Below are 19,893 nucleotides of genomic sequence, written 5' to 3' on the forward strand. Positions count from 1 at the left end.
CCGACTTACCGCTTTTTCTTGGGGCCGATGAGCATGCCCATCATGCGCCCTTCCAGTTTCGGGTGTTGTTCCACAACCCCGATCTCGGCCAGATCGACCTCGATACGTTGAAGCTGCTTAAGACCCAGCTCCTGATGCGCCATCTCGCGTCCGCGAAAACGCAGTGTAATCTTGCACTTATCGCCGTCTTCAAGAAAACGTACGATATTGCGTAGCTTCACTTGGTAGTCGGCTTCTTCAGTACCAGGACGGAGTTTGATCTCCTTAATCTGCACCTGGTGCTGCTTCTTGCGGGCTTCCTTAGCTTGCTGCTTTTTCTCGAACACGAACTTGTTGTAGTCCATGATCCGGCAAACAGGCGGCTCGGCATCGGCGACGATTTCAACCAGATCCAACTGGACGGCCTCAGCGGCAGCCAGTGCTTCACGAATGGCAACGATACCTACCTGCTCGCCATTCTGGTCAATCAGTCGAACTTCACGGTGCTTGATGTCCGCGTTAATGAGTGCGCGCTTATCGCGACCCTGCTGCTTTTCCGGCTTAATGTTCGTTCTCCACAGTCCGACCCTTACGGGCGATGTCTGCGGCTAATAGCTCGACAAATGCGTCTACGGTCATGACCCCGAGATCGTCGCCTTTGCGTGTGCGTACCGCCACAGTACCTTGTTCTGCTTCACGCTCACCGACCACCAATAAATAGGGGACGCGTTGGAGCGTGCGCTCGCGGATTTTATAGCCAACCTTCTCGTTTCTCAAGTCGCTAATGGCGCGAATGTCTTGAGATTTCAAGGCTTTTTCAATGTTTTGCACCGCATCGGCCTGTTTGTCGGTGATATTCATCACGCAAACTTGGACCGGTGATAACCACGTCGGCAAAATTCCCGCGTAGTTTTCCAGCAACATGCCAATAAAACGCTCAAAAGAACCGAGGATGGCGCGATGCAACATGATGGGGCGCTGACGGCTACTATCTTCGGCGATAAAGCTGGCATCTAGGCGCTCTGGCAAGTTCGGATCGTACTGCAAGGTGCCACATTGCCATGCTCGGCCAATGCAGTCGTGCAAGGTAAATTCGATTTTAGGACCGTAGAAAGCACCCTCGCCCGGCTGGTACTGCCAGTCCAAGCCCGACTCATCTAATGCTGCAGCCAAAGCACTTTCGGCGCGGTCCCATTGCTCTTCGCTGCCAATACGTTTGGCCGGGCGCGTGGACAGCTTCAGCGAAACATCGGTGAAGCCGAAGTCAGCATAGACTTTCAGTGTGAGCTTAATAAAGTCAGCGGCTTCCTGACGCACCTGTTCTTCAGTGCAGAAAATATGCGCGTCATCCTGCACGAAGCCGCGCACACGCATGATGCCGTGCAATGCGCCCGATGGCTCATTGCGATGGCAGGCGCCGAACTCGGCCATACGCAACGGCAGATCTCGATACGACTTCAGGCCCTGATTGAACACCTGGATATGACAGGGGCAGTTCATCGGCTTCACCGCGTAATCACGGTTTTCCGAGCTGGTGGTGAACATGTTTTCAGCGTAGTTGCCCCAGTGGCCCGAGCGCTCCCAGAGCACGCGGTCCACCACTTGCGGGGTTTTCACTTCAACATAACCGTGCTCGCGCTGCACACGACGCATGTACTGCTCGACTTGCTGATAAATCGTCCAGCCATTCGGATGCCAGAACACCATGCCCGGCGCTTCTTCTTGGAGATGGAACAGGTCGAGGGCCTTGCCAATTTTACGGTGATCGCGCTTTTCAGCTTCTTCAATGCGTTGAATATAGGCAGCGAGCTGCTTCTTGTCGGCCCAAGCCGTGCCGTAGACGCGTTGCAACTGCTCATTCTTGGCATCACCGCGCCAGTAGGCACCGGAGAGCTTGGTCAGCTTAAAGACCTTAAGGAAGCGGGTATTGGGCACGTGCGGGCCACGACACATATCCACATATTCTTCGTGATAGTACAGGCCCATGGCCTGCTCGTCCGGCATGTCATCGACCAGACGCAGCTTGTAGTCTTCGCCCCGCGCCGTAAACACATCCACCACCTCAGCACGTGGCGTCATTTTCTTGATGACGTCGTAGTCCTTGGCGATGAGTTCGTTCATGCGCGCTTCAATGGCGGCCATATCGTCTGGCGTGAAGGGGCGCTCAAAAGCAATGTCGTAGTAGAAACCTTCGGCAATGACCGGGCCAATCACCATTTTGGCTGTGGGGTACAGCTGCTTTACAGCATGACCAACCAAATGCGCGCACGAGTGACGAATGATTTCCAGGCCGGCTTCGTCCTTGGGCGTAATGATCTGCAAAGACGCATCCGCATCAATGAGGTCACAGGCATCGATCAAACGAGGCTCAGCACCGGCGTAAGAAACCTTGCCCGCCAGAGTGACCTTAGCCAGACCGGGGCCGATGCTCGTTGCGACCTCGGTCACGCTGACCGGATGATCGAAACTGCGCTGCGAGCCGTCGGGCAAGGTAATGACCGGCATGGTATGTCCTCTGTCTGGATGAAGGCCCGCGTAAGGGCACGAAATTAAGCGCTGGAGTGTAGCGAAAGCCCCCTCTCAGCGCAAAAAGCAACGCGAAAATCAGCGTAAATACTAGCGTCTGAAGGTGTAGAACAGCGTTACGGCCGACTCCAGCGAGGTCAATGCCTCCAGCGAGAGCTTGGGCGAAAGGCGATAACGCAATTTCACGGACTGGGACTGGTCGAATAAGCCAATGCCAAAGCTAATAAAAAGCTTCTTACTTAAATTGCCGGAGATAGCGACCTTGGTGTCGCTACTGTCGCCTTCCGTGCTTAACGCAAAGCCTTCCACGCCGAGTTGCGAGCCCAGTTTCTCAAAAATTCCGGTGCGACCGGTGAGCTTGAGGGCTGCGCCCAACGCAAGTGCCTGTTGTTCGGCGGGGGTCGGTGCACCGGTATTACTTAATGATCGGCCCAGCACGAGGTAAGAAAGCATTTCCTCCTGGGACATGCTCTGATCAGAAAAAAGCGACGCGCTGGTATTCGGGGTACGACCCGTAATTCGTAGCCCCACAGTAACATCATCAACGACACGAACCGCTTCGAGATTAATATCAGGGCGCCCAATCGGACCGGCAAACAGGAAGCGTCCGGTACGAATAGTCAGGCGTTGGCCATAGGCTTCAAAGTAGGCATCCGAGCCAAATCTCAACTCGCCATTCGCCGCCACAAAACTCCCCGGGCTTTGCGTAACCGCTAACCGACCTTGTAAAGAGGTATCTAAACCACGACCGGAAACGCGCACATCGTCACCCATCAGGATATTGACGTAGGCATCAATCGCCATCGCCTCCAACGGCGTGGTTTTCAGTCGCGGATCTTGCCCCTGACGGCTCATCACGATGACAACATCGGCGCTAGGCTTGGCCGCAGCCGCTTTTAAATCCTCCAGCTTTACCCGCGCAAAGGGCACTTGAACTTGGCCTCGGATTTTGACCGATTTGGCACTGGCGTCGAGAGTTAAATCGGGACTAAAACGAAAGCGCGCCATGGGTCTTAAGCCTGCACTTAATTGCTCCCCTTGAATTTGCAGGGTGGCTTGCCACTTTTTGCTGAGCGAGGCCGTGCCTGTGAGGGTGGCCCTCCCTTGTTCTTGATCGCGCAAATCCCCGACCCAATTTACGCGGTCGCCCGTAAAGTTGGCTTTCAGTGTGATAGGCCGCCAGTCAATTGCAAACTCCGGCAGCTTAACTTCGCCGTCCTGCCACATTAATTGGCCATTCGCTTTCGGTTGTTTCAGGTTGCCCGACACGCGTAGCGCACCCGAGACCTGCCCCGCGACAGACAGTCCCTGTGGCAATGCCACCGGCAAAGCGCTCAAGTTCAGCGCCTTAATCACAACATCGATATCCAGCGGTGGCTCTGCGACTTTGGGGTTACGACGCAAGTTCAAGGCAGCACTGCCAAGGCGACCGCCATCCAGCGTCAATTTGGCCAGCCAGCGCTCAGGACTTAAGTTTGCGTCAGCGCAAATCGTATAGGGCTGTTGCTGCCAGCATTGCTGGCCGAGTTGCTGCGTGGTCGCCGACAGTCGCATTGCCGAGGGTGCCAGTAAAAACCAGCGGCCTGCCGCCGGCGTATCAATCTCCGCTCGAAGCAACTGGCCCTGCCAGCTTAACGGGTCATTGGTGCTCAAGCGGCCACGCAGCAATGCCTGAGCGGTTACGTCGTCTCGGCTCAAGCGAATATCGGTGGTTTGATCCTTCACACTGCCACGCAAGTCCACGACTAATTGACGCCAGAGTTGTTGCTCGCTCTGCCCAATTTGGTCGAGCTGGGCCGTGATCTGACCCTTGCCATCGATCAAGCCGCGCCACTGGCCTTGCAACTTAACCGCACCGGAAAACTCACTTTGAAAACGCTGTAATGCCGGCACATTCAGCTCAAAACGCGAACCCGTAGCCGGCAAACCCCTGACGCGTAAACGACTATCGGCTAATCGCATGTCCAGTTCGGCAGCGCCCGAATTGCCCTGCTGATAACTCCCCTTGAGCTGCCAAGGCATACCACCAAACTGACCCAGCCAGTTCACCTCTGCGCTCGTTGCGCCTTGATCTAGCTGCCACGAAAATGGGCCTGCCAGCTGTGCACGCCGTGGCCACGCTTTGGGCCAAGGTAACGCGGCACTCTCCTTTAAACGCAGGTTTAAATCGAGCGCGCCCTTTGCCTGCTTCAGGTCTCCGGAAACCATGAGCTTGCCAGGCTGAATCAGCCAATCCGTCAGCCCTTCAGTTGACCAAGACGGCCACGATAGATTCGCCTTGAAGCTCGGTTGGACCCGCACAAGATTTAATTGGGCAGACAGCGTCAACGGCCATTTTGCCGGCCCTTGCGTTTTTATCTGCAATGCATCGAGAGCACCTTGAACAGTAAGCGCTTGTTTTTGCCACGGAATCACAGGGCTTTTAGCGAATAACGCCAACTCCATGGGCACATAATCCTGCAGGGAAAGTTTTCCCGATGCCTGAAGTTGTACATCGAAAACCGCCAGCGAGAGGGAATCGATATTCACCTGTGTACCGGAGCCAGAGGCACTGAGTGCCAGCGTATTAAACTCTACAGGCTCAGCCTGCCAACCTTGCCACGTGAGTTTCCTCATCTGCACATCGTGCAAATACCACGCAAATGGCAAATCGACGTGAATGGGCGCTAAGGGCTCCGAGGCTTCATCGGGTTGACGTAACTGCTCTACTCTCAAGGACTCAACATTGGCCTGAGCAATATCAACACTGCCGTGCAACAGATTTGTGGGTAGCCAACTCAGCGTAATGTTGTTGGCCTCAATGCCCAGCTTGTCGTTTTGCCATTGCACGGAATGCAGTGACAAGCCCGTCAAAAACCGCCCTTCAATGCCGCTGATGCGCAGAGCCGGCACCGCTTGGCCAAACTCTTGCCAAAGCCAACGTGGAGCCGACTCACTGGCGCCGACCCATACCAGCAATAACATGAGGGCAAGAAAGACTTGGATGCTCAGCATCCACAGAGAGCGCAGGGTCCAGCGCAGCAAGGAACGGGCAACCCCCAGCACACGGGCCTTTAGGCTTGGCATGGGTATGGCTGTATCGCTCATAGGGGCGAGCCAATGGTTAAGTGAAGGCGCAATGGAGCCCCTGGCTCGGAGACCGCTGAAGCCAGATCAGCTCGGATCGGACCCACAGGGGATATCCATCGAATGCCCACACCCACACCAGTCCCGAGATTGGCATCACTGGCCTGACTAAAGGCATTACCTACATCCACAAAGACTGCGGGACGCCAAGTAGGACGCCAGCGCCAGTTGTACTCCACTGAGGCAGCCAACAGGTACTGACCCCCAATCGTTTCATTGAGGCTGTTGCGTGGCGACAGGCTACGGAAATCAAAGCCACGCACACTATTATCGCCTCCGGCATAAAATCGGAGGCTGGGAGACACACGCTCAAAATCGGTGCTGAGAATCGCGCCGGCATCGCCACGTATCAACAACATGTGACGATCTTGATAGGTATTCAGCCAGCGAAAACCACTGCGTAAAGACACAAAGTCTGAGGTCGACACCAAGGCTTGACTGGCAAATTCGGTCTGAAATAACAGGCGGGTACCACGAAGGGGATCAATACCTCCCTGACTTTGCACTCGATTAAACGAGGCATACGGTGCCAGGATACGCTCAGCCCCTTTTTCACCACTATCGCGCTGAAAGCGCTCATCGACTAGGCGCAGACCAAAACTTCGTTGCCACCCCCGCCGTGGATCCAACACGCGCTGCATACTGACCACGGTTTGCACGGAATCGGTATCTTCAATTCGATCCTCTTGAAGACCTATGGCAAACTCCAATCGATCCTCCAGCGGGTGCTTCCACGGCATACGGTAGCGAATCTCGCCGCTTTGGCGGGCCCTAGCTAACTCCGTTGTGACTTGAACACCATGTCCCTGACGGTTCAATAAGGGTCGCTGCCACTCCCCCTGAAATTTAGGACCAACATCGGTCGCGAAGCCTAAGCCGAAGGAATACAAACTGGGTAAGCGGCTATCAACGACTACCTCAACGGGCACTTGTCGGTTCAGGGTTTGGTCACGCCGAAAAGACACTTGGGCTTCGCGAAAATAGCGGGTTTCGATCAGGTTTTTTTGCAGCTGAAAAAGCTGGCGACTGCTAATGGTATCCCCCGTTTTAAACGGTGTTAGCCGCGCCAATTGCAGCGCATTCAGTGCGCGCAGGGGTTTGCCATCGACTTCGCGGTAACTGATGGGGCCAAATTGATAACGCTCACCGCTATCAAAACCCAGATACACATCGGCGACTCGCTCTTGTAAATTGACCTCGATGCTACTGACCAACCAGCGACTATCAAAATAGCCTCGCTCCAACGCGCGCTCTTCAAGCTGCTGCTTAAAAGACTCGTATTGGCTGTGTTGAAGCACATCTCCGGTGGATTGTGGGAATGCCGGGAGTTTAAAACGCTCATCGCGCTCAGCCGCTCCCACGACTTGAATATTGATCACACGCAAACGAACGGGTGGTCCCGCGTTAACCACCAATGTGTGTGTTTTTTGATGGGTCTGAATCGAGACTTCGGGGTCGTAATAGCCGAAGGCCTCCAAGGTTTGCTTCACCTTGCTCATGACATCGGCAACGAAAACATCCGCTTTACTGGCATCCGTCAGGTTGAGCTCGGAAACACTGAGCTCAAGTGCCTCCTGAAGATATTCAGGCGTGACTGTGACCTGCCATTCCGCATACGCCGAACCCGGCAATAAGACCAACGCGAGTAACAGGCGTAATACGCGCTTATTCATGGACGGTCATTTTACATTGGCCAGTAAGGGATCACTTAATGAAAGCAGCTGACGCTCACTCTTGAAGCTGCGCGGCGCCCCAGTCAATGGGTCATCAAAAGACAACTGTGAAGCCAGCAACTGCAGAGGACGATCATAGGTTATCTGATCTGCTTCAACTTCGGGCCATACGATGGGATAGATCGCATCAAATAAAATCGGCATGTCGAGCGCCGCAAAATGCACACGAATCTGATGCTTTCGGCCGGTGATAGGCCGCACGAGAAAATGCCCCCACCCGGACTGCGCCATTAACAGCTCAATGCAAGTTTCACTGTTGGCCACGCCGTCACCCGTCTCCATGCGGAAAAACGGCGTGCCTGCTTGCAGATGCGAGCAATACCGCAATGGAAAACTAAGGCGCGGATTAAGCGGCGCGATCACTTCATAGACTTTGTTGATGCGGCGCTCTCGAAATAGCGCCGAATACTGCTCGCGACTCTCGGGACGCTTGGAGAAAAGCACCAAACCTGCAGTCTCCCGATCGATTCGGTGCAGCGGCACCAAATCATCAATACCGGTTTCACGACGCAACCGCGTTAACAAGGTTTCAGAGAGAAAACGACCGGCGGGCGTGACAGGCAGAAAATGCGGCTTGTCAGCCACCAGTAGATGATCGTCTTCAAACAAGATGTGCGCGGCAAAGGGAATAACAGGCTCTGGTGGCAAATCGCGGTAATAAAACACCACACGCCCCGCCTGATACGGACTATTCAGCGTTAACGCCTGACCAAACTCGTCACAGACCAAGCCGTTAAGAAAACGATGCCGCCACTCTGCCTCTGCAACACCAGGAAATCGCTGAAGCAAATAGGTAAATAGATTGGACCACTGGCCCGGGGGCAGCCCATGCCGGCTGGCACCCACGCCATAGCGAACCGGCAACGGAGACTTCATGCAGCCAACACTCAGGGCTTAACGGGATGCCCCGCCTCTTCGATGGCGGATTTGACCTGGGGTGGCATGTAGTTTTCATCGTGCTTTGCCAAGACCTCATCGGCCTTAACTACCCCACCCTGCCAGCGGCCATTGGCCACAATGCCCTGCCCTTCGCGAAACAGGTCAGGCAGGATGCCCTCGAAATCAACCCATACGGTTTGCTTTAAGTCGCTCAAAGCAAAGCGCACAGCCAGTGAATTCGGCGAACGCTGAACCGATCCCTGAACCACCAGTCCGCCTACTTGAATGCGTGAGCCTTCCGGTGCCTCTTTAGCCATGAGCTGTGAGGGCGTATAAAAAAGATTGATGTTCTGACGTAGCGCATAGCTAGCTAACCCGACAGCCAAACCAATACCGGCCAGCAGCAACAGTATCCAAATCAGACGGCGACGACGCTGGGGATGCATAACAGCTCCTATTGATGTTGACGCTGACGTTTAAGCAGCAATTGTTGTTCCCGACGCCAGCGCTTGGGCGCCTGAACACTGCGCCAGGTCAGCACACCCAGCGCACCGAAAAACACGCCATAAGCAAGCCAGACATAAAGACCGTGCCCGCCCATCGCAAAAAAATCGGCCCACGAGGAAAAATAAAAGTTCATTGGTTTGGCTCCTCAATAAGCTGCCGCACCCATTGGCTTCTCCGCTCGCGCTGCAAAATTTCCTGACGGCTACGCAGCAATATTAACGATGCAAACAGGGCATAGAGACCCAGAAACATCACCAGTAAAGGTAAGTACATTTCCGGCGGCATAGTGGGTCGTTCCGTAATGCGAAACGTCGAGCCCTGATGCAAGGTGTTCCACCACTCCACGGAATACTTAATGATGGGTAGGTTCACCACCCCCACCACCGCCAATAAGGCAGCCGCTTTACTGCCTTGGGAGACTTCCTCGAAGGCGTTCTGCAAGGCCATGATGCCCAAATACAAGAACAATAAAATCAACATGGAGGTGAGTCGCGCATCCCAAACCCAATACGTCCCCCAGGTCGGCTTACCCCAAAGCGAGCCCGTGATTAGCGCCATCAGGCAAAACAAGGCACCAACCGGTGCGGCCGCTTTTGCAACCATTTCTGCGGTTTTAACGCGCCAAATCAATGTGATGGCGCCGCATATGGCAAGCAACAAATAACCACCCATGGCCAGGCTCGCGGCAGGCACATGAATGAATATGATGCGGTAACTATTGCCCTGCTGATAATCCGCAGGCGCAATTCCAAGCCCCCAGACTAAGCCCACGCTAATTAACAGCGCAGCAGGCCAGGCAAACCAGGGCAACCAGCGACCGCTCAGCTGATAAAAATACCGAGGGCTTACGGTTCGTTCAAATGCCGCCCAGAGACGACGCAGCCAATCGATCAAATCAGTCTCCTGCACATGCTTAAGTCCCACTCACGGCTAAACGCAAGGCCGCAGCAGCTGCCAGCGGTGCCAAGCACAACGTCAGTATGAGAAACGCGCCGAGTAAAGCTAAATAACCCGTTACCGGTAAGCTCGACAACGACGCCTGAACGCTTGCCGTAGCAAAAATGAGTACGGGGATGTGCATGGGTAGAGTTATCAGTGGCACCAATACCCCGCCCCGACGCAAACCCACTGTTAATGCCGCACCGATGGCACTGATCAGACTCAGCGTAAGCGTGCCCAAGAGCAGCGACATCACCAACACCACAAGCACTGAACTCGGCAAATTCAACAACACGCCCGCCAGCGGAGCCAGCAAAGCCAGTGCCACGCCTGTCTGCAGCCAGTGCGCCAACACTTTAGCTAAGACCAGCAAGGGCAAGGGCGCGGGGGTGAGAAGCAATTGCTCCAAGGTACCGTCATCAAAGTCGCTACGAAACAGACCATCCATCGCGAGAAGCACTGCCAGCAATGCCGCAATCCAAATGATACCGCCAGCTAACTCGCGCAAACGGGCTGGGTCGGGGCTGATAGCCAACGGCACTAGCGTAATGACCATCAGAAAAAAAATAAGTGGATTGAGCCACTCACCACTCTGGCGCCAACCCAAAAGAAGGTCGCGTTTAAAGACCTGAAAAGCAGCCTGCAACATCATGCCGGGATCAACTCAATAGGGGTCACTGGGCAGCGAAGATTGAGGCGATGATGGGTAGTCAACAACACCATACCGCCCTGCTCTGCATGGTCTGCCAACCATCCCTCCAGTTCACCGACACCGGCTTGATCAATGGCGGTAAACGGCTCGTCGAGTAACCATAACAACGGCGCTTCGGTGAACAAGCGGGCAAGCGCTACGCGGCGCTTTTGCCCTGCCGAGAGCTGTGCTACCGGCGTATCGTCATAGCCGCGCAAGCCCACTCGACTTAATGCCAGGTCTAGGCGACTTACCGTCAGTGTTTGACCTCGGCATGCCGCTAGGATGTTGAGATTTTCCGCCACGGTAAGTGCCGATTTTATGCCGGCAAGATGTCCTAAAAATAAGACATCCTGCTGAAATTGCTGTAAATCAGCACTCACCGGTTGGTTTTTCCACCGGATATCGCCACTCATAAAGTGGCTTAAGCCGGCAATTTGCTTGAGTAGTGTTGTTTTCCCGACGCCATTAGGCCCCAAAATCTGTGCCACCTGCCCCGGTCTCAGCGTCAACGACAGCGCCTGATACAGGCAGCGGTCATCTCGCCAAGCTTCCAAGTTTTGCAGTTCCAGCACAGAACGTCTCCACACATAAGTGAACCGTATAACTGCACTCAGTCCGGTTTAATCGCCGCATTGTAGCCCAATGCGTTCATTTTTCTTATGATTCAGTCGAGATGACGTATGACTATTGGACTAGTCGACTCTAGACCACGCTATCCTGCCTAGCGCTGCCCATTAAAAACCCTAATAAGGACGTGATATGCCTCGCCTGTATAGCAACTTGGATAGCTGTGTTGATGACTTAATGACCTTTGCCGGCGAGCGCGTGGTGATCGGCACGCCCTTGGGTATTGGCAAACCGAATGCCCTACTAAACACCCTTTATCAGCGCATTAAAGCTGACCCCAGCCGACGCCTACGAATTTTGACTGCGCTATCGCTGCAAACGCCGCAAACCAGTAGCGCACTGGAAGAAGCCTTTTTAAGACCGTTTATTGATCGTGTTTTTGGCAACTACCCCGATCTCGACTATGTCACCGACCTACGCCAGCAAAAGCTACCCGCCAATATTGAAGTGTCGGAGTTCTTCCTGAAATCTGGCGACTACCTGCGCAATGACTACGCCCAGCGCCAATACATGGCAACGCATTACACCCATGCTGCCCGCGACATGCTCTTACAGGGCGTCAATGTGGTAGCGCAAGCCGTGGCGATGCGGGAGCGAGATGGCATCAAGGAATACTCGTTGTCGTGTAATCCGGATGTCACCTTAGATTTGCTCCCGCTGTTTGCCGCCAACGGCACCCAAGTCTTTCGCGTGTTAGTGGTGAATCAAGAACTGCCCTTCATGGAAAATGATGCCATTGCGAATCTCGACCTCGTGGATGCCATCGTGGACTGCCCAGAGGGCACACACACGCTCTTCTCCGCACCCAATATGAACGTGAGTTTGGCCGAATACGCTATTGGTCTGCATGCGTCCTCTTTAGTGCGAGATGGCGGCACCTTACAAATTGGCATTGGGTCGTTAGGCGATGCCATTACTCAAGGCCTAATCCTGCGCGAGCGTCAAAATGATGACTATCAGGCGATGATGCAAAGCCTGGGCAGTCAGCAAGCACCCGCCCAGCTTACTCCCTTTGTCAAAGGCCTCTACGGCTGCAGTGAAATGTTCGTTAACGGCTTTATGGAGCTGATGCGCGCCGGCATCATCCGCCGAGCGGTCTATGCTCATGCCGGCCTTCAACAGCTCATTAATTGCGGCCGTATCAACGAACAAGTCAGCCTCGACACCCTTGATGCCTTGGTGGAGATTGGCGCTATTCGTACGGTCTTAAATGAAGCGGATGTTGAGCTGCTGCGCCGCTTCGGTATTGTTAACGCGACCGTCAGTCTCGCGGGTAACACGCTAATGATTAATGGCATTGCTATGCCTGCCCGTTTGGACGACCCGATCACTCGCGCTACTTTGCAAAAAGAAGGCTTAGGCGAACAGCTTCAGGGCGGCCACATTATGACGGGCGGTTTCTTCCTTGGCCCACGCGATTTTTATCAAGCCTTGCGAGACCTCAGCGACGCTGACCGCGCCAAAATCAATATGACCGCCATTGGCTTTATTAACCAGCTCTATGGACAAGATGAACTCGGGCGCGCCCAGCGCAAAGACGCCAGCTTTATCAATACATGCATGATGATGACCCTGCTCGGCTCCGCCGTGTCCGATGGTTTAGAAAGCGGCCGGGTGGTCAGTGGTGTGGGCGGACAGTACAACTTTGTCGCCATGTCGCATGCGCTGCCCGATGCACAGTCCATTCTGATGTTGCGGGCCAGTCGCGAAGCCGCCGGTGCCGCAAGCTCGAACATCGTGTGGAATTATGGCTACACCACTATCCCGCGCCAGTTGCGCGATATTGTGATCACTGAATACGGCGTTGCAGATTTACGCGGCCGTACCGATAACGAAGTCGTCCAGGCGCTACTGGCCATTACCGACTCTCGCTTCCAGGACAGCTTAATGGCGCAAGCCAAAGCCAATGGCAAACTTGATCCCGCCTATGAAATCCCGGCTCATCAGCGCCAGAACTTACCAGAGGTGTTAGCGGCGAAACTCAATCCATTCAAGGATAAAGGTCTGCTACCTGATTTCCCGTTCAGCTGCGACTTGACCCCCGAAGAGCTCAAAATCGCTAAGGTGCTGCAGCGCATGAAAGCAATTAAAGATGACAAATTAGCAATAGCTAAAGCGCTGTGGTCTGCTCGCGGCAAGCAAGCACCCGCCGGCTGGCTGGAGCGCATGCAGCTGGATAAACCCGGCAATTTTAAGGAACGTTTGACACAAAAGCTCTTTATTGCCTGTGTTTAAAACAGGCGTATCGCGCATAATTGATGAGTTCTCCGCTAGGCACTGGTTTCTATGAAACAGCGTTGTACTGCCCGAAAGTTATCCGTTGTGCATGCCCTAGCTATCTTCTGCTTAGGCTTAGCCAGCGCCTTTAGTGCATCCGCTACGGGTTTCTTCGAGCGCGAACAACGCGAGTTTCTTCCGGTCGAAGAGGCGTTCCAAACCAGCCTCTCCACAGGGGCTGATGGCCTGACCTTGCACTTCGACATCGCGCCAGAACATTACTTGTATGAAAAACAATTTCGACTGACATGGCCTGCTGGCTTAGAAGACCTGCCCGAGTTACCGATGTTTTCAGGTAGCGACAGTCGGGCCAGCTGGCACGATGATCCCACCTTTGGCCGCGTTAAAATTTACCGAGACCGTGTGGACTGGCTCCTTCGATTGCCAGAACTCAGCACTACTCAAGCCCAGCGTTTTGAAGATGCTGGCTCTGTCCTCAATGTGCGCTACCAAGGCTGTGCCGATGCCGGCCTCTGTTACCCACCCCAGATCTGGCAAGTCCCTGTAAACGCCACGACCGACCTTAACGCTGAGCCCCAACTCAATGGCGACAATGCCAATAGCATTGCGACTTGGTTGGCCCAGGCCAACTTTTGGGCCGTTATAGCCGCTTTTTTTGCCCTCGGTTTAGGTCTGGCCCTAACGCCGTGTGTCCTGCCCATGTTGCCAATTCTGTCCGCCATTATTGCCGGCCAACGTGACCAATCGGCCTCGGCCTATCGCGGCTTTGCGTTAGCACTGAGCTATGTCTTGGGTATGGCGCTGATGTACAGCCTGGCAGGCCTCCTCATCGCGCGTTTTGGTGCTGCCGCCAACCTCGCCACATGGATGCAAAAGCCTGCCGTCTTAGTCCCCTTTGCGGGTTTATTTGTTGCGCTTGCCTGGCTGCTCTGGCGCGATAAAGGCCTCACATTGCCCCACTTTATAGACGCCCCCTTGAAGCGCTGGCAGGCCAAGCAACAAGGCGGTGCATACGGTTCCGTCTTTATTATGGGCGCCATTAGCAGTTTGGTCGTCTCACCTTGCGTTTCTGCACCGTTGGCCGGCGTTCTGCTTTTTGTGAGCACGAGTCAAGATATGGTGTTAGGCGGCAGCGCCCTGTTTGCACTGGGCATGGGCCTAGGCGTGCCATTGTTACTGCTCGGCCTGGGTGGCGGGCGCTGGATACCGCGCGCTGGCCCTTGGCTAGAGGCCAGTAAGCGCTTCTTCGCGCTCCTGCTGGTTGCAGTTGCCATTATGCTGATAAATCGCTTGCTGCCGCCTCTAGCGCAGCTCCTACTTTGGGCGGTCTTTTTGACCTTGATCGGCAGCAGCCTAGTGGCCCGTCTCAGCCGACTGAGTAAAACCGTGGGGCTGATATGTATTGTGTGGGCCATGCTGCTGGTTTTTGCCGCCGCACGAGGTGGCGATTCAGCATGGACACCGTGGACGGTTTTTTCGCAAAATGTTGGCCATACTCAAGTGCCACCGATCACGGCCACCGGCTTTATAAAGCTAACCGACCCGGCCGCCGTAGATGCCGCCATTGTGCAGGCTGCTAAAGCACAAAAACCCGTCATCGTTGATGTATTTGCCGACTGGTGTGTCAGCTGCATCGAGATGGAAAAGAAGGTCTTGGTCTTGCCCGAGATCGTCACACTACTCGAGCCCGGCGTACGCATTAAGTTTGACATCACCGATACCACTGGCGCTCAGCTGGCTTGGCTGCAGCGCGAAAAAATCATTGGCCCTCCGGCGTTTCTGTTCTGGAATGCACAGGGTCAAAAACAAGACAGCCTGATTGGCGAAAGCACAAAACAAACTTTTGAATCGAGCCTTAAAAAAGCATGGAACTAATTGATTTTATTATTAATGTAGATGTTCACCTGCAACAGTTTGCGAGCGCTCATGGCGCGTTAATTTACGGCCTACTGTTTTTAATTATCTTTGTGGAGACGGGCATTGTCGTCATGCCTTTCCTCCCCGGAGACAGCCTTTTGTTCGCCGCAGGCGCCTTAGCCGCCACCGGCGTGATGGATCCTTGGGCGCTATTTTTCCTGCTCTGGTTCGCCGCCGTATTGGGCGACAACTGCAACTATTGGGTTGGACGAACCATCGGCCAACGTGTTTATGAATGGGACTCCCGCTGGATTAAGCGAGAGCACCTCGATAAAACACAGGGCTACTTCGATCGTCATGGTGGCAAAACGATTGTATTCGCTCGTTTTATGCCGATTATCCGCACCATTGCGCCGTTTGTGGCTGGCGTCGGAAAAATGCCCTACCGTCGCTTCTTCTTAATTGATGTGTTTGGTGGGTTCGTGTGGATCGGCAGCTTCATTGCTCTGGGCTATGGATTTGGCAACTTACCCGTCGTCAAAGATAATTTCATGGTTGTTATCTTTGTCATTATCGGCCTAAGTGTTATGCCCGGGGTGATAGCGGCAATTAAGGCCCGGCAACAGGCCGGCAGGGCCAGCTAACTACTGCGATACAGGGCGCTTGCTCAACCGGCGCTGCAACGTGCGCCGGTGCATATTCAATCGGCGAGCGGTCGAGGAAATATTGCCATCCTCCTCTAATAAAACGCGCTGAATATGTTCCCAGGCCAGTCTGTCCACGGATAGGGCATCCTGACCTGCCGAACGGGGTTCAGGGTCGGATGATGAACTGGCGTTCTTTAGGGCACGCAAAATGTCATCTGCACTGGCGGGCTTAGCGAGGTAATTAACTGCACCGCGCTTGATGGCTTCGACCGTCGTAGCAATTGAGCTATAGCCTGTCAGCATCAAAACATTTAGCTCGGGTTTGATGGCAAGCAATTGTGGCAGGAGCTGTAAGCCCGACTCATTGCCCATGCGCAAGTCCAACACACAAGCATCTGGGAGGTGCGCCTGTAGTTCTAACAAGGCTTGGGCGCTATCAGCGGCTTCGACGCAGACAAAGCCGCGTCGGGTCAAGGTCCGCGCTAAGGTCTGCCGAAAAATAGCATCATCATCAATGAGTAATATCTTCATGGCGCAATAACCTGGGTGGTCACGATGGCGGCAGGCCAGCGCAGCAATACACTGGCACCGCCCCACTCGCTGGATGCCACACTCAATGTTCCGCCCAGCTCCAACAACGTGGACTGCGCTAAAAACAAACCGATACCCAAGCCTTCAGGTTTGCTGCTGAGCACTGGCTGGCCTAGCGCAGACACCAGACCGGGCGGAAAACCAGGACCGTCATCGCAGACTTGGCAAAGCCACTCCCCCTGATTTTTTTTCACCACCAAGCGCACGCGAGAATGGGCAGCCTCGGCGGCATTACGCAGAACATTGCTCAGGGCTTGTTGTAGTAGCCATGGCATGACAACAGACTGACTAGCTTCAGCAGCCATTGTTGACTCTACGTTCAGCGCCGGGAAAGCCACTTGAATGGGTTGCAGACAGTTTTGCAGGTGTTCAGCCAGCGCCTGGCAGGGTAATTGCGAGGGTTGTGCGGCCTGTTCCCGGAGGCGCGCCAACGTATCGCGACAGCGCTGCAACTGAAGCTGAAGGGGCTGCATTTGAGCGGGCATATCTTCTTCTAGCTCATCCACCATCAGACAGACCGTGGCTAAAGGTGTTGCCAGTTCATGTACAGCCGTTGCCGCCAAAGTACCCATGGCCACAGCTTGATCGCGCTGAAGTTGGCGACGCTGCTGCTCAACCAGATAGCGCTCTTGCGCGCGCAGCCGTCGATGCATGCGGTGCAAGAAAAACACCAGTAGCCAGGAGCTAATCGCGAAATTCACCATCATGCCCATGAGATGACCTTGATACGTTTGCCAAGGCCATTGCACAGCTTGTGCGGCAGGTGGCCAAACAAACAAACTGAAATAAGCCGTCAAAATCAGGCCGACTAGGAGCAGAATTTGACGTAACGCAAGGGTGGATGCCGCAATGGCCAAAGGCACTAAGTAGTAAGTCACAAACGGGTTGCTACTCCCGCCACTGACTCGGAACAAGCAGGTCAGAAGCAGAAGATCAAACAGCAGTTGCAGAAACAACTCGTCATCACCGACCGGCTCCGGCTGGCGCAAACGAAGGGTGGTTAGGCTATTAATGAGCAGCAATAGGCCGAAGATCAACAGTAACGAGGGGAATGCCGACTCCAGTGCAAGACCCGTGAGTTGGCCATAAAGCAAGGTCAGGCCAAACAACGCCATCAGTGCCGTACGAAGCCAACAAAGTTCAGCAAGGTTTCGCCGCATGACCTCAGGCATATTGGATCTGCGCTCCCTTGTTCTAATGCAAAACAAAAACAAACAAGGCACCCGAAGGTGCCCTGCTTTATTCACTCACAACCAGTTCAACACGCTTGAGCTTAGCCGGCCAGGTTGGCGTTTGCGAAGTCCCAGTTAACCAGCTTGTCGAGGAAGGTCGAGATGTAGTCTGGGCGACGGTTCTGGAAGTCCAGGTAGTACGCGTGCTCCCACACATCGATGGTGATCAGCGGTTTTTGACCGTGCACGATGGGCGAATCGGCATTGCCCGTTTTGGTCACGGCCAGCTTGCCGTCAGCACCCACAACCAACCATGCCCAGCCAGAGCCAAACTGTGTGGTTGCAGCAGCTTTGAAAAGCTCAACAAACTTGTCATAAGTGCCGAAATCGGCGTCGATCTTGGCAGCGATAGCACCGGTTGGCAGGCCGCCACCGTTTTGCTTCATGCTGTTCCAGTAGAACGTGTGGTTCCAAACCTGAGCACTGTTGTTAAAGATACCGGCCTTAGCGGCATCGCCAGCAGAAGCTTTAACAATCGCTTCGAGGCTCTGACCTTCCAGATCGGTACCCTTGATCAGGTTATTCAAATTCACCACATACGCATTGTGATGCTTACCGTGGTGAAAGCTCAGCGTGTGAGCAGTGATGAATGGTTCCAACGCAGTGCTTTCGTACGGCAGAGCCGGCAGTTCAATAGCCATATTAGTTTCCTTTTAATCAATGAATTCTTGCAATGCATCGCAGGGCGTCGCCATTATGCCCACAGACGCACACGGCGCAAGCCAGCAATGTTAATCATCTAAGTCAAAGTCATAATCTTTGAGTTCACGGCGCAAGCGGTGCTCAATAAGAACGTCATCCAGCAAGCGACGCTTTTCCAGCGTATTTTTTACCACTTGAGCTTTGCTGAGAGGCTCATTTTCAGGTTCTGCCGCTTCATCTAGGAAACCTTCTTCCATTCCTATGTCCTCGTGATGCACTGAAAAAACCAGAACTTTTGGCACTAAATCACCGTTGGCGGAACATAGCGCGAAGATTTTTCCGCTGTAAAGAGGCAAACGGTTAACACAGACAGTTCTCAGATATTTGTCAGGAAGGCTATACTCGCCGGCTCGATTGGCCAGATTCCCTTTGGCCCAACATTTTTACAGCGGAAGCCTGCATCATGCGTAGTCACTACTGTGGCAGCCTCAACCAATCCCATATCGACCAGACCGTAACGCTCTGCGGCTGGGTACACCGCCGTCGCGACCATGGTGGCGTTATTTTCCTCGACATGCGCGATCGCGATGGCTTGGTGCAGGTAGTGATCGACCCGGATACCCCCGATGCCTTTGCGCTGGCCGACAAGTCACGCTCGGAATTCGTGCTGAAGATCACCGGCCGTGTGCGTCAGCGTTATGCCGGCACCGAGAATGCCAACATGCCGTCCGGCCAGATTGAAGTGCTGGGCAAGGCCATCGAGATTCTGGCGCAGTCGGAAACGCCACCGTTCCCGCTCAACGACGACTTCACCAACGTCGGCGAAGAAGTCCGCCTCAAGTACCGCTTCCTCGATATGCGTCGCCCGGAGATGCTGGAGCGCATGCGCTTCCGCTCCAAAGTCACCTCGCTGATTCGCAACTACCTCGATGCCAACGGCTTCCTCGATGTGGAAACGCCGATTCTGACCCGTGCCACCCCCGAGGGGGCGCGCGACTATTTGGTGCCATCGCGCACCCAGCCGGGCAGCTTCTTTGCTCTGCCGCAGTCGCCGCAGCTGTTCAAGCAATTGCTGATGGTTTCAGGCTTCGACCGCTATTACCAGATCGCCAAGTGCTTCCGTGACGAAGACCTGCGCGCTGACCGTCAGCCGGAGTTCACTCAGATCGACATCGAGACCTCGTTCTTGTCCGATGAAGAGATTATGAGCCTGACCGAGAAGATGATCGTGCAGCTGTTTGACGAACTGCTCGGCGTCAAGTTCGATGCCTTCCCGCGCATGACCTACAACGAAGCCATGCGCCGCTACGCCTCGGACAAACCCGATCTGCGTATTCCCATGGAATTGGTAGACATTGCCGACCTGCTGCAAAGCATCGAGTTCAAGGTCTTCGCCGGTCCGGCGAAAGACCCCAAGGGTCGCGTTGTCGCGCTGAAAGTGCCGGGCGGCAACACCATGCCGCGCAGCCAGATCGACGACTACACCAAGTTCGTCGGCATCTACGGCGCCAAGGGCTTGGCCTACATCAAGGTCAACGAGCGCGCTCAGGGCGTCGAAGGCCTGCAGTCGCCGATCGTCAAGAACATCCCGCTGGACAACATCAATGTGATCCTCGATCGCGTCGGTGCAGTGGACGGTGACATCGTGTTCTTCGGCGCGGACAAGGCCAAGATCG

General features: G+C 54.5%; 18 protein-coding genes. 4 read left to right on the forward strand and 14 right to left on the reverse strand.

What is annotated here, in order from left to right:
- Positions 1-5: 5 nt before the first annotated feature.
- From infC to ccmA, 10 genes are all read right to left on the reverse strand, one after another.
- On the reverse strand, positions 6-545 hold the full coding sequence (gene infC, locus AC14IB_RS05405; protein WP_082968715.1) for a translation initiation factor IF-3: 540 nt from the start codon (positions 543-545) through the stop codon (positions 6-8).
- A complete protein-coding gene (gene thrS / locus AC14IB_RS05410) occupies positions 541-2,484 on the reverse strand; it encodes a threonine--tRNA ligase (RefSeq protein ID WP_484230917.1) in 1,944 nt (647 codons plus the stop codon). Before thrS ends, infC begins: the two co-directional genes overlap by 5 nt.
- Positions 2,485-2,595: 111 nt before the next feature.
- Positions 2,596-5,571 carry a translocation/assembly module TamB domain-containing protein gene (locus AC14IB_RS05415; protein WP_484230918.1) on the reverse strand — a complete coding sequence of 992 codons (2,976 nt, stop codon included), beginning with the start codon at positions 5,569-5,571 and terminating at the stop codon, positions 2,596-2,598.
- A 17-nt stretch (positions 5,572-5,588) separates the two neighbouring features.
- The gene (locus tag AC14IB_RS05420; RefSeq protein ID WP_484230919.1) at positions 5,589-7,304 is read right to left on the reverse strand and encodes an autotransporter assembly complex protein TamA; all 1,716 of its coding nucleotides are present in this window, start codon (positions 7,302-7,304) and stop codon (positions 5,589-5,591) included.
- 6 nt (positions 7,305-7,310) lie between these two features.
- Positions 7,311-8,240 carry a pseudouridine synthase gene (locus tag AC14IB_RS05425; protein WP_484230920.1) on the reverse strand — a complete coding sequence of 310 codons (930 nt, stop codon included), beginning with the start codon at positions 8,238-8,240 and terminating at the stop codon, positions 7,311-7,313.
- Between the two features lie 11 nt (positions 8,241-8,251).
- A complete protein-coding gene (gene ccmE / locus AC14IB_RS05430; RefSeq protein WP_484230921.1) occupies positions 8,252-8,689 on the reverse strand; it encodes a cytochrome c maturation protein CcmE in 438 nt (145 codons plus the stop codon).
- Between the two features lie 8 nt (positions 8,690-8,697).
- Positions 8,698-8,883: a heme exporter protein CcmD gene (gene ccmD / locus AC14IB_RS05435; RefSeq protein WP_068859158.1), complete on the reverse strand. Its 186-nt coding sequence runs from the start codon at positions 8,881-8,883 to the stop codon at positions 8,698-8,700.
- Positions 8,880-9,644: a heme ABC transporter permease gene (locus AC14IB_RS05440; RefSeq protein WP_484230922.1), complete on the reverse strand. Its 765-nt coding sequence runs from the start codon at positions 9,642-9,644 to the stop codon at positions 8,880-8,882. Before AC14IB_RS05440 ends, ccmD begins: the two co-directional genes overlap by 4 nt.
- A 19-nt stretch (positions 9,645-9,663) precedes the next feature.
- Positions 9,664-10,338: a heme exporter protein CcmB gene (gene ccmB / locus AC14IB_RS05445; RefSeq protein WP_484230931.1), complete on the reverse strand. Its 675-nt coding sequence runs from the start codon at positions 10,336-10,338 to the stop codon at positions 9,664-9,666.
- Positions 10,338-10,955 carry a cytochrome c biogenesis heme-transporting ATPase CcmA gene (ccmA, locus tag AC14IB_RS05450; protein WP_484230923.1) on the reverse strand — a complete coding sequence of 206 codons (618 nt, stop codon included), beginning with the start codon at positions 10,953-10,955 and terminating at the stop codon, positions 10,338-10,340. Before ccmA ends, ccmB begins: the two co-directional genes overlap by 1 nt.
- A gap of 187 nt (positions 10,956-11,142) precedes the next feature.
- Between ccmA and AC14IB_RS05455 the strand changes: the two genes are divergently transcribed.
- From AC14IB_RS05455 to AC14IB_RS05465, 3 genes are read left to right on the forward strand one after another with little or no spacing between them, the layout of a single operon-like run.
- Positions 11,143-13,245, forward strand: coding sequence for an acetyl-CoA hydrolase/transferase C-terminal domain-containing protein (locus tag AC14IB_RS05455; RefSeq protein ID WP_484230924.1), 2,103 nt, complete (start codon positions 11,143-11,145; stop codon positions 13,243-13,245).
- Between the two features lie 51 nt (positions 13,246-13,296).
- Entirely contained in the window at positions 13,297-15,123 is a 1,827-nt protein-coding gene (dsbD, locus tag AC14IB_RS05460; protein ID WP_484230925.1) for a protein-disulfide reductase DsbD, read from the forward strand.
- A complete protein-coding gene (locus AC14IB_RS05465) occupies positions 15,114-15,749 on the forward strand; it encodes a VTT domain-containing protein (RefSeq protein ID WP_484230926.1) in 636 nt (211 codons plus the stop codon). The genes dsbD and AC14IB_RS05465 overlap by 10 nt, the downstream gene beginning before the upstream one ends.
- Here AC14IB_RS05465 and AC14IB_RS05470 read toward each other — a convergent pair whose 3' ends face one another.
- From AC14IB_RS05470 to AC14IB_RS05485, 4 genes are all read right to left on the reverse strand, one after another.
- Positions 15,750-16,283, reverse strand: a complete 534-nt coding sequence (locus AC14IB_RS05470; protein WP_484230927.1) for a response regulator transcription factor — start codon at positions 16,281-16,283, stop codon at positions 15,750-15,752.
- Positions 16,280-17,503, reverse strand: a complete 1,224-nt coding sequence (locus tag AC14IB_RS05475) for an ATP-binding protein (RefSeq protein WP_484230928.1) — start codon at positions 17,501-17,503, stop codon at positions 16,280-16,282. The genes AC14IB_RS05470 and AC14IB_RS05475 overlap by 4 nt, the downstream gene beginning before the upstream one ends.
- Before the next feature lie 113 nt (positions 17,504-17,616).
- Entirely contained in the window at positions 17,617-18,216 is a 600-nt protein-coding gene (locus tag AC14IB_RS05480; RefSeq protein WP_484230929.1) for a superoxide dismutase, read from the reverse strand.
- A 90-nt stretch (positions 18,217-18,306) separates the two neighbouring features.
- Positions 18,307-18,519 carry a PA3496 family putative envelope integrity protein gene (locus AC14IB_RS05485; RefSeq protein ID WP_484230930.1) on the reverse strand — a complete coding sequence of 71 codons (213 nt, stop codon included), beginning with the start codon at positions 18,517-18,519 and terminating at the stop codon, positions 18,307-18,309.
- Positions 18,520-18,677: 158 nt separating this feature from the next.
- On the opposite strand from AC14IB_RS05485, the gene aspS reads away from it, so the two are divergent.
- Positions 18,678-19,893: aspartate--tRNA ligase (gene aspS / locus AC14IB_RS05490; RefSeq protein WP_484230932.1), on the forward strand; the 1,216-nt coding region annotated here is incomplete at its 3' end.

The organism is Perlucidibaca sp. (assembly GCF_057084925.1).

What these genes read in the sequence shown, in the direction of transcription:
- ccmB (WP_484230931.1), bottom strand. Translation starts at nt 10,338, where the DNA reads ATGTTGCAGGCTGCTTTTCAGGTCTTTAAACGCGACCTTCTTTTGGGT.
- ccmD (WP_068859158.1), bottom strand. Translation starts at nt 8,883, where the DNA reads ATGAACTTTTATTTTTCCTCGTGGGCCGATTTTTTTGCGATGGGCGGG.
- AC14IB_RS05470 (WP_484230927.1), bottom strand. Translation starts at nt 16,283, where the DNA reads ATGAAGATATTACTCATTGATGATGATGCTATTTTTCGGCAGACCTTA.
- AC14IB_RS05475 (WP_484230928.1), bottom strand. Translation starts at nt 17,503, where the DNA reads ATGCGGCGAAACCTTGCTGAACTTTGTTGGCTTCGTACGGCACTGATG.
- ccmE (WP_484230921.1), bottom strand. Translation starts at nt 8,689, where the DNA reads ATGCATCCCCAGCGTCGTCGCCGTCTGATTTGGATACTGTTGCTGCTG.
- AC14IB_RS05420 (WP_484230919.1), bottom strand. Translation starts at nt 7,304, where the DNA reads ATGAATAAGCGCGTATTACGCCTGTTACTCGCGTTGGTCTTATTGCCG.
- AC14IB_RS05480 (WP_484230929.1), bottom strand. Translation starts at nt 18,216, where the DNA reads ATGGCTATTGAACTGCCGGCTCTGCCGTACGAAAGCACTGCGTTGGAA.
- AC14IB_RS05455 (WP_484230924.1), top strand. Translation starts at nt 11,143, where the DNA reads ATGCCTCGCCTGTATAGCAACTTGGATAGCTGTGTTGATGACTTAATG.
- AC14IB_RS05425 (WP_484230920.1), bottom strand. Translation starts at nt 8,240, where the DNA reads ATGAAGTCTCCGTTGCCGGTTCGCTATGGCGTGGGTGCCAGCCGGCAT.
- AC14IB_RS05465 (WP_484230926.1), top strand. Translation starts at nt 15,114, where the DNA reads ATGGAACTAATTGATTTTATTATTAATGTAGATGTTCACCTGCAACAG.
- dsbD (WP_484230925.1), top strand. Translation starts at nt 13,297, where the DNA reads ATGAAACAGCGTTGTACTGCCCGAAAGTTATCCGTTGTGCATGCCCTA.
- AC14IB_RS05415 (WP_484230918.1), bottom strand. Translation starts at nt 5,571, where the DNA reads ATGCCAAGCCTAAAGGCCCGTGTGCTGGGGGTTGCCCGTTCCTTGCTG.
- thrS (WP_484230917.1), bottom strand. Translation starts at nt 2,484, where the DNA reads ATGCCGGTCATTACCTTGCCCGACGGCTCGCAGCGCAGTTTCGATCAT.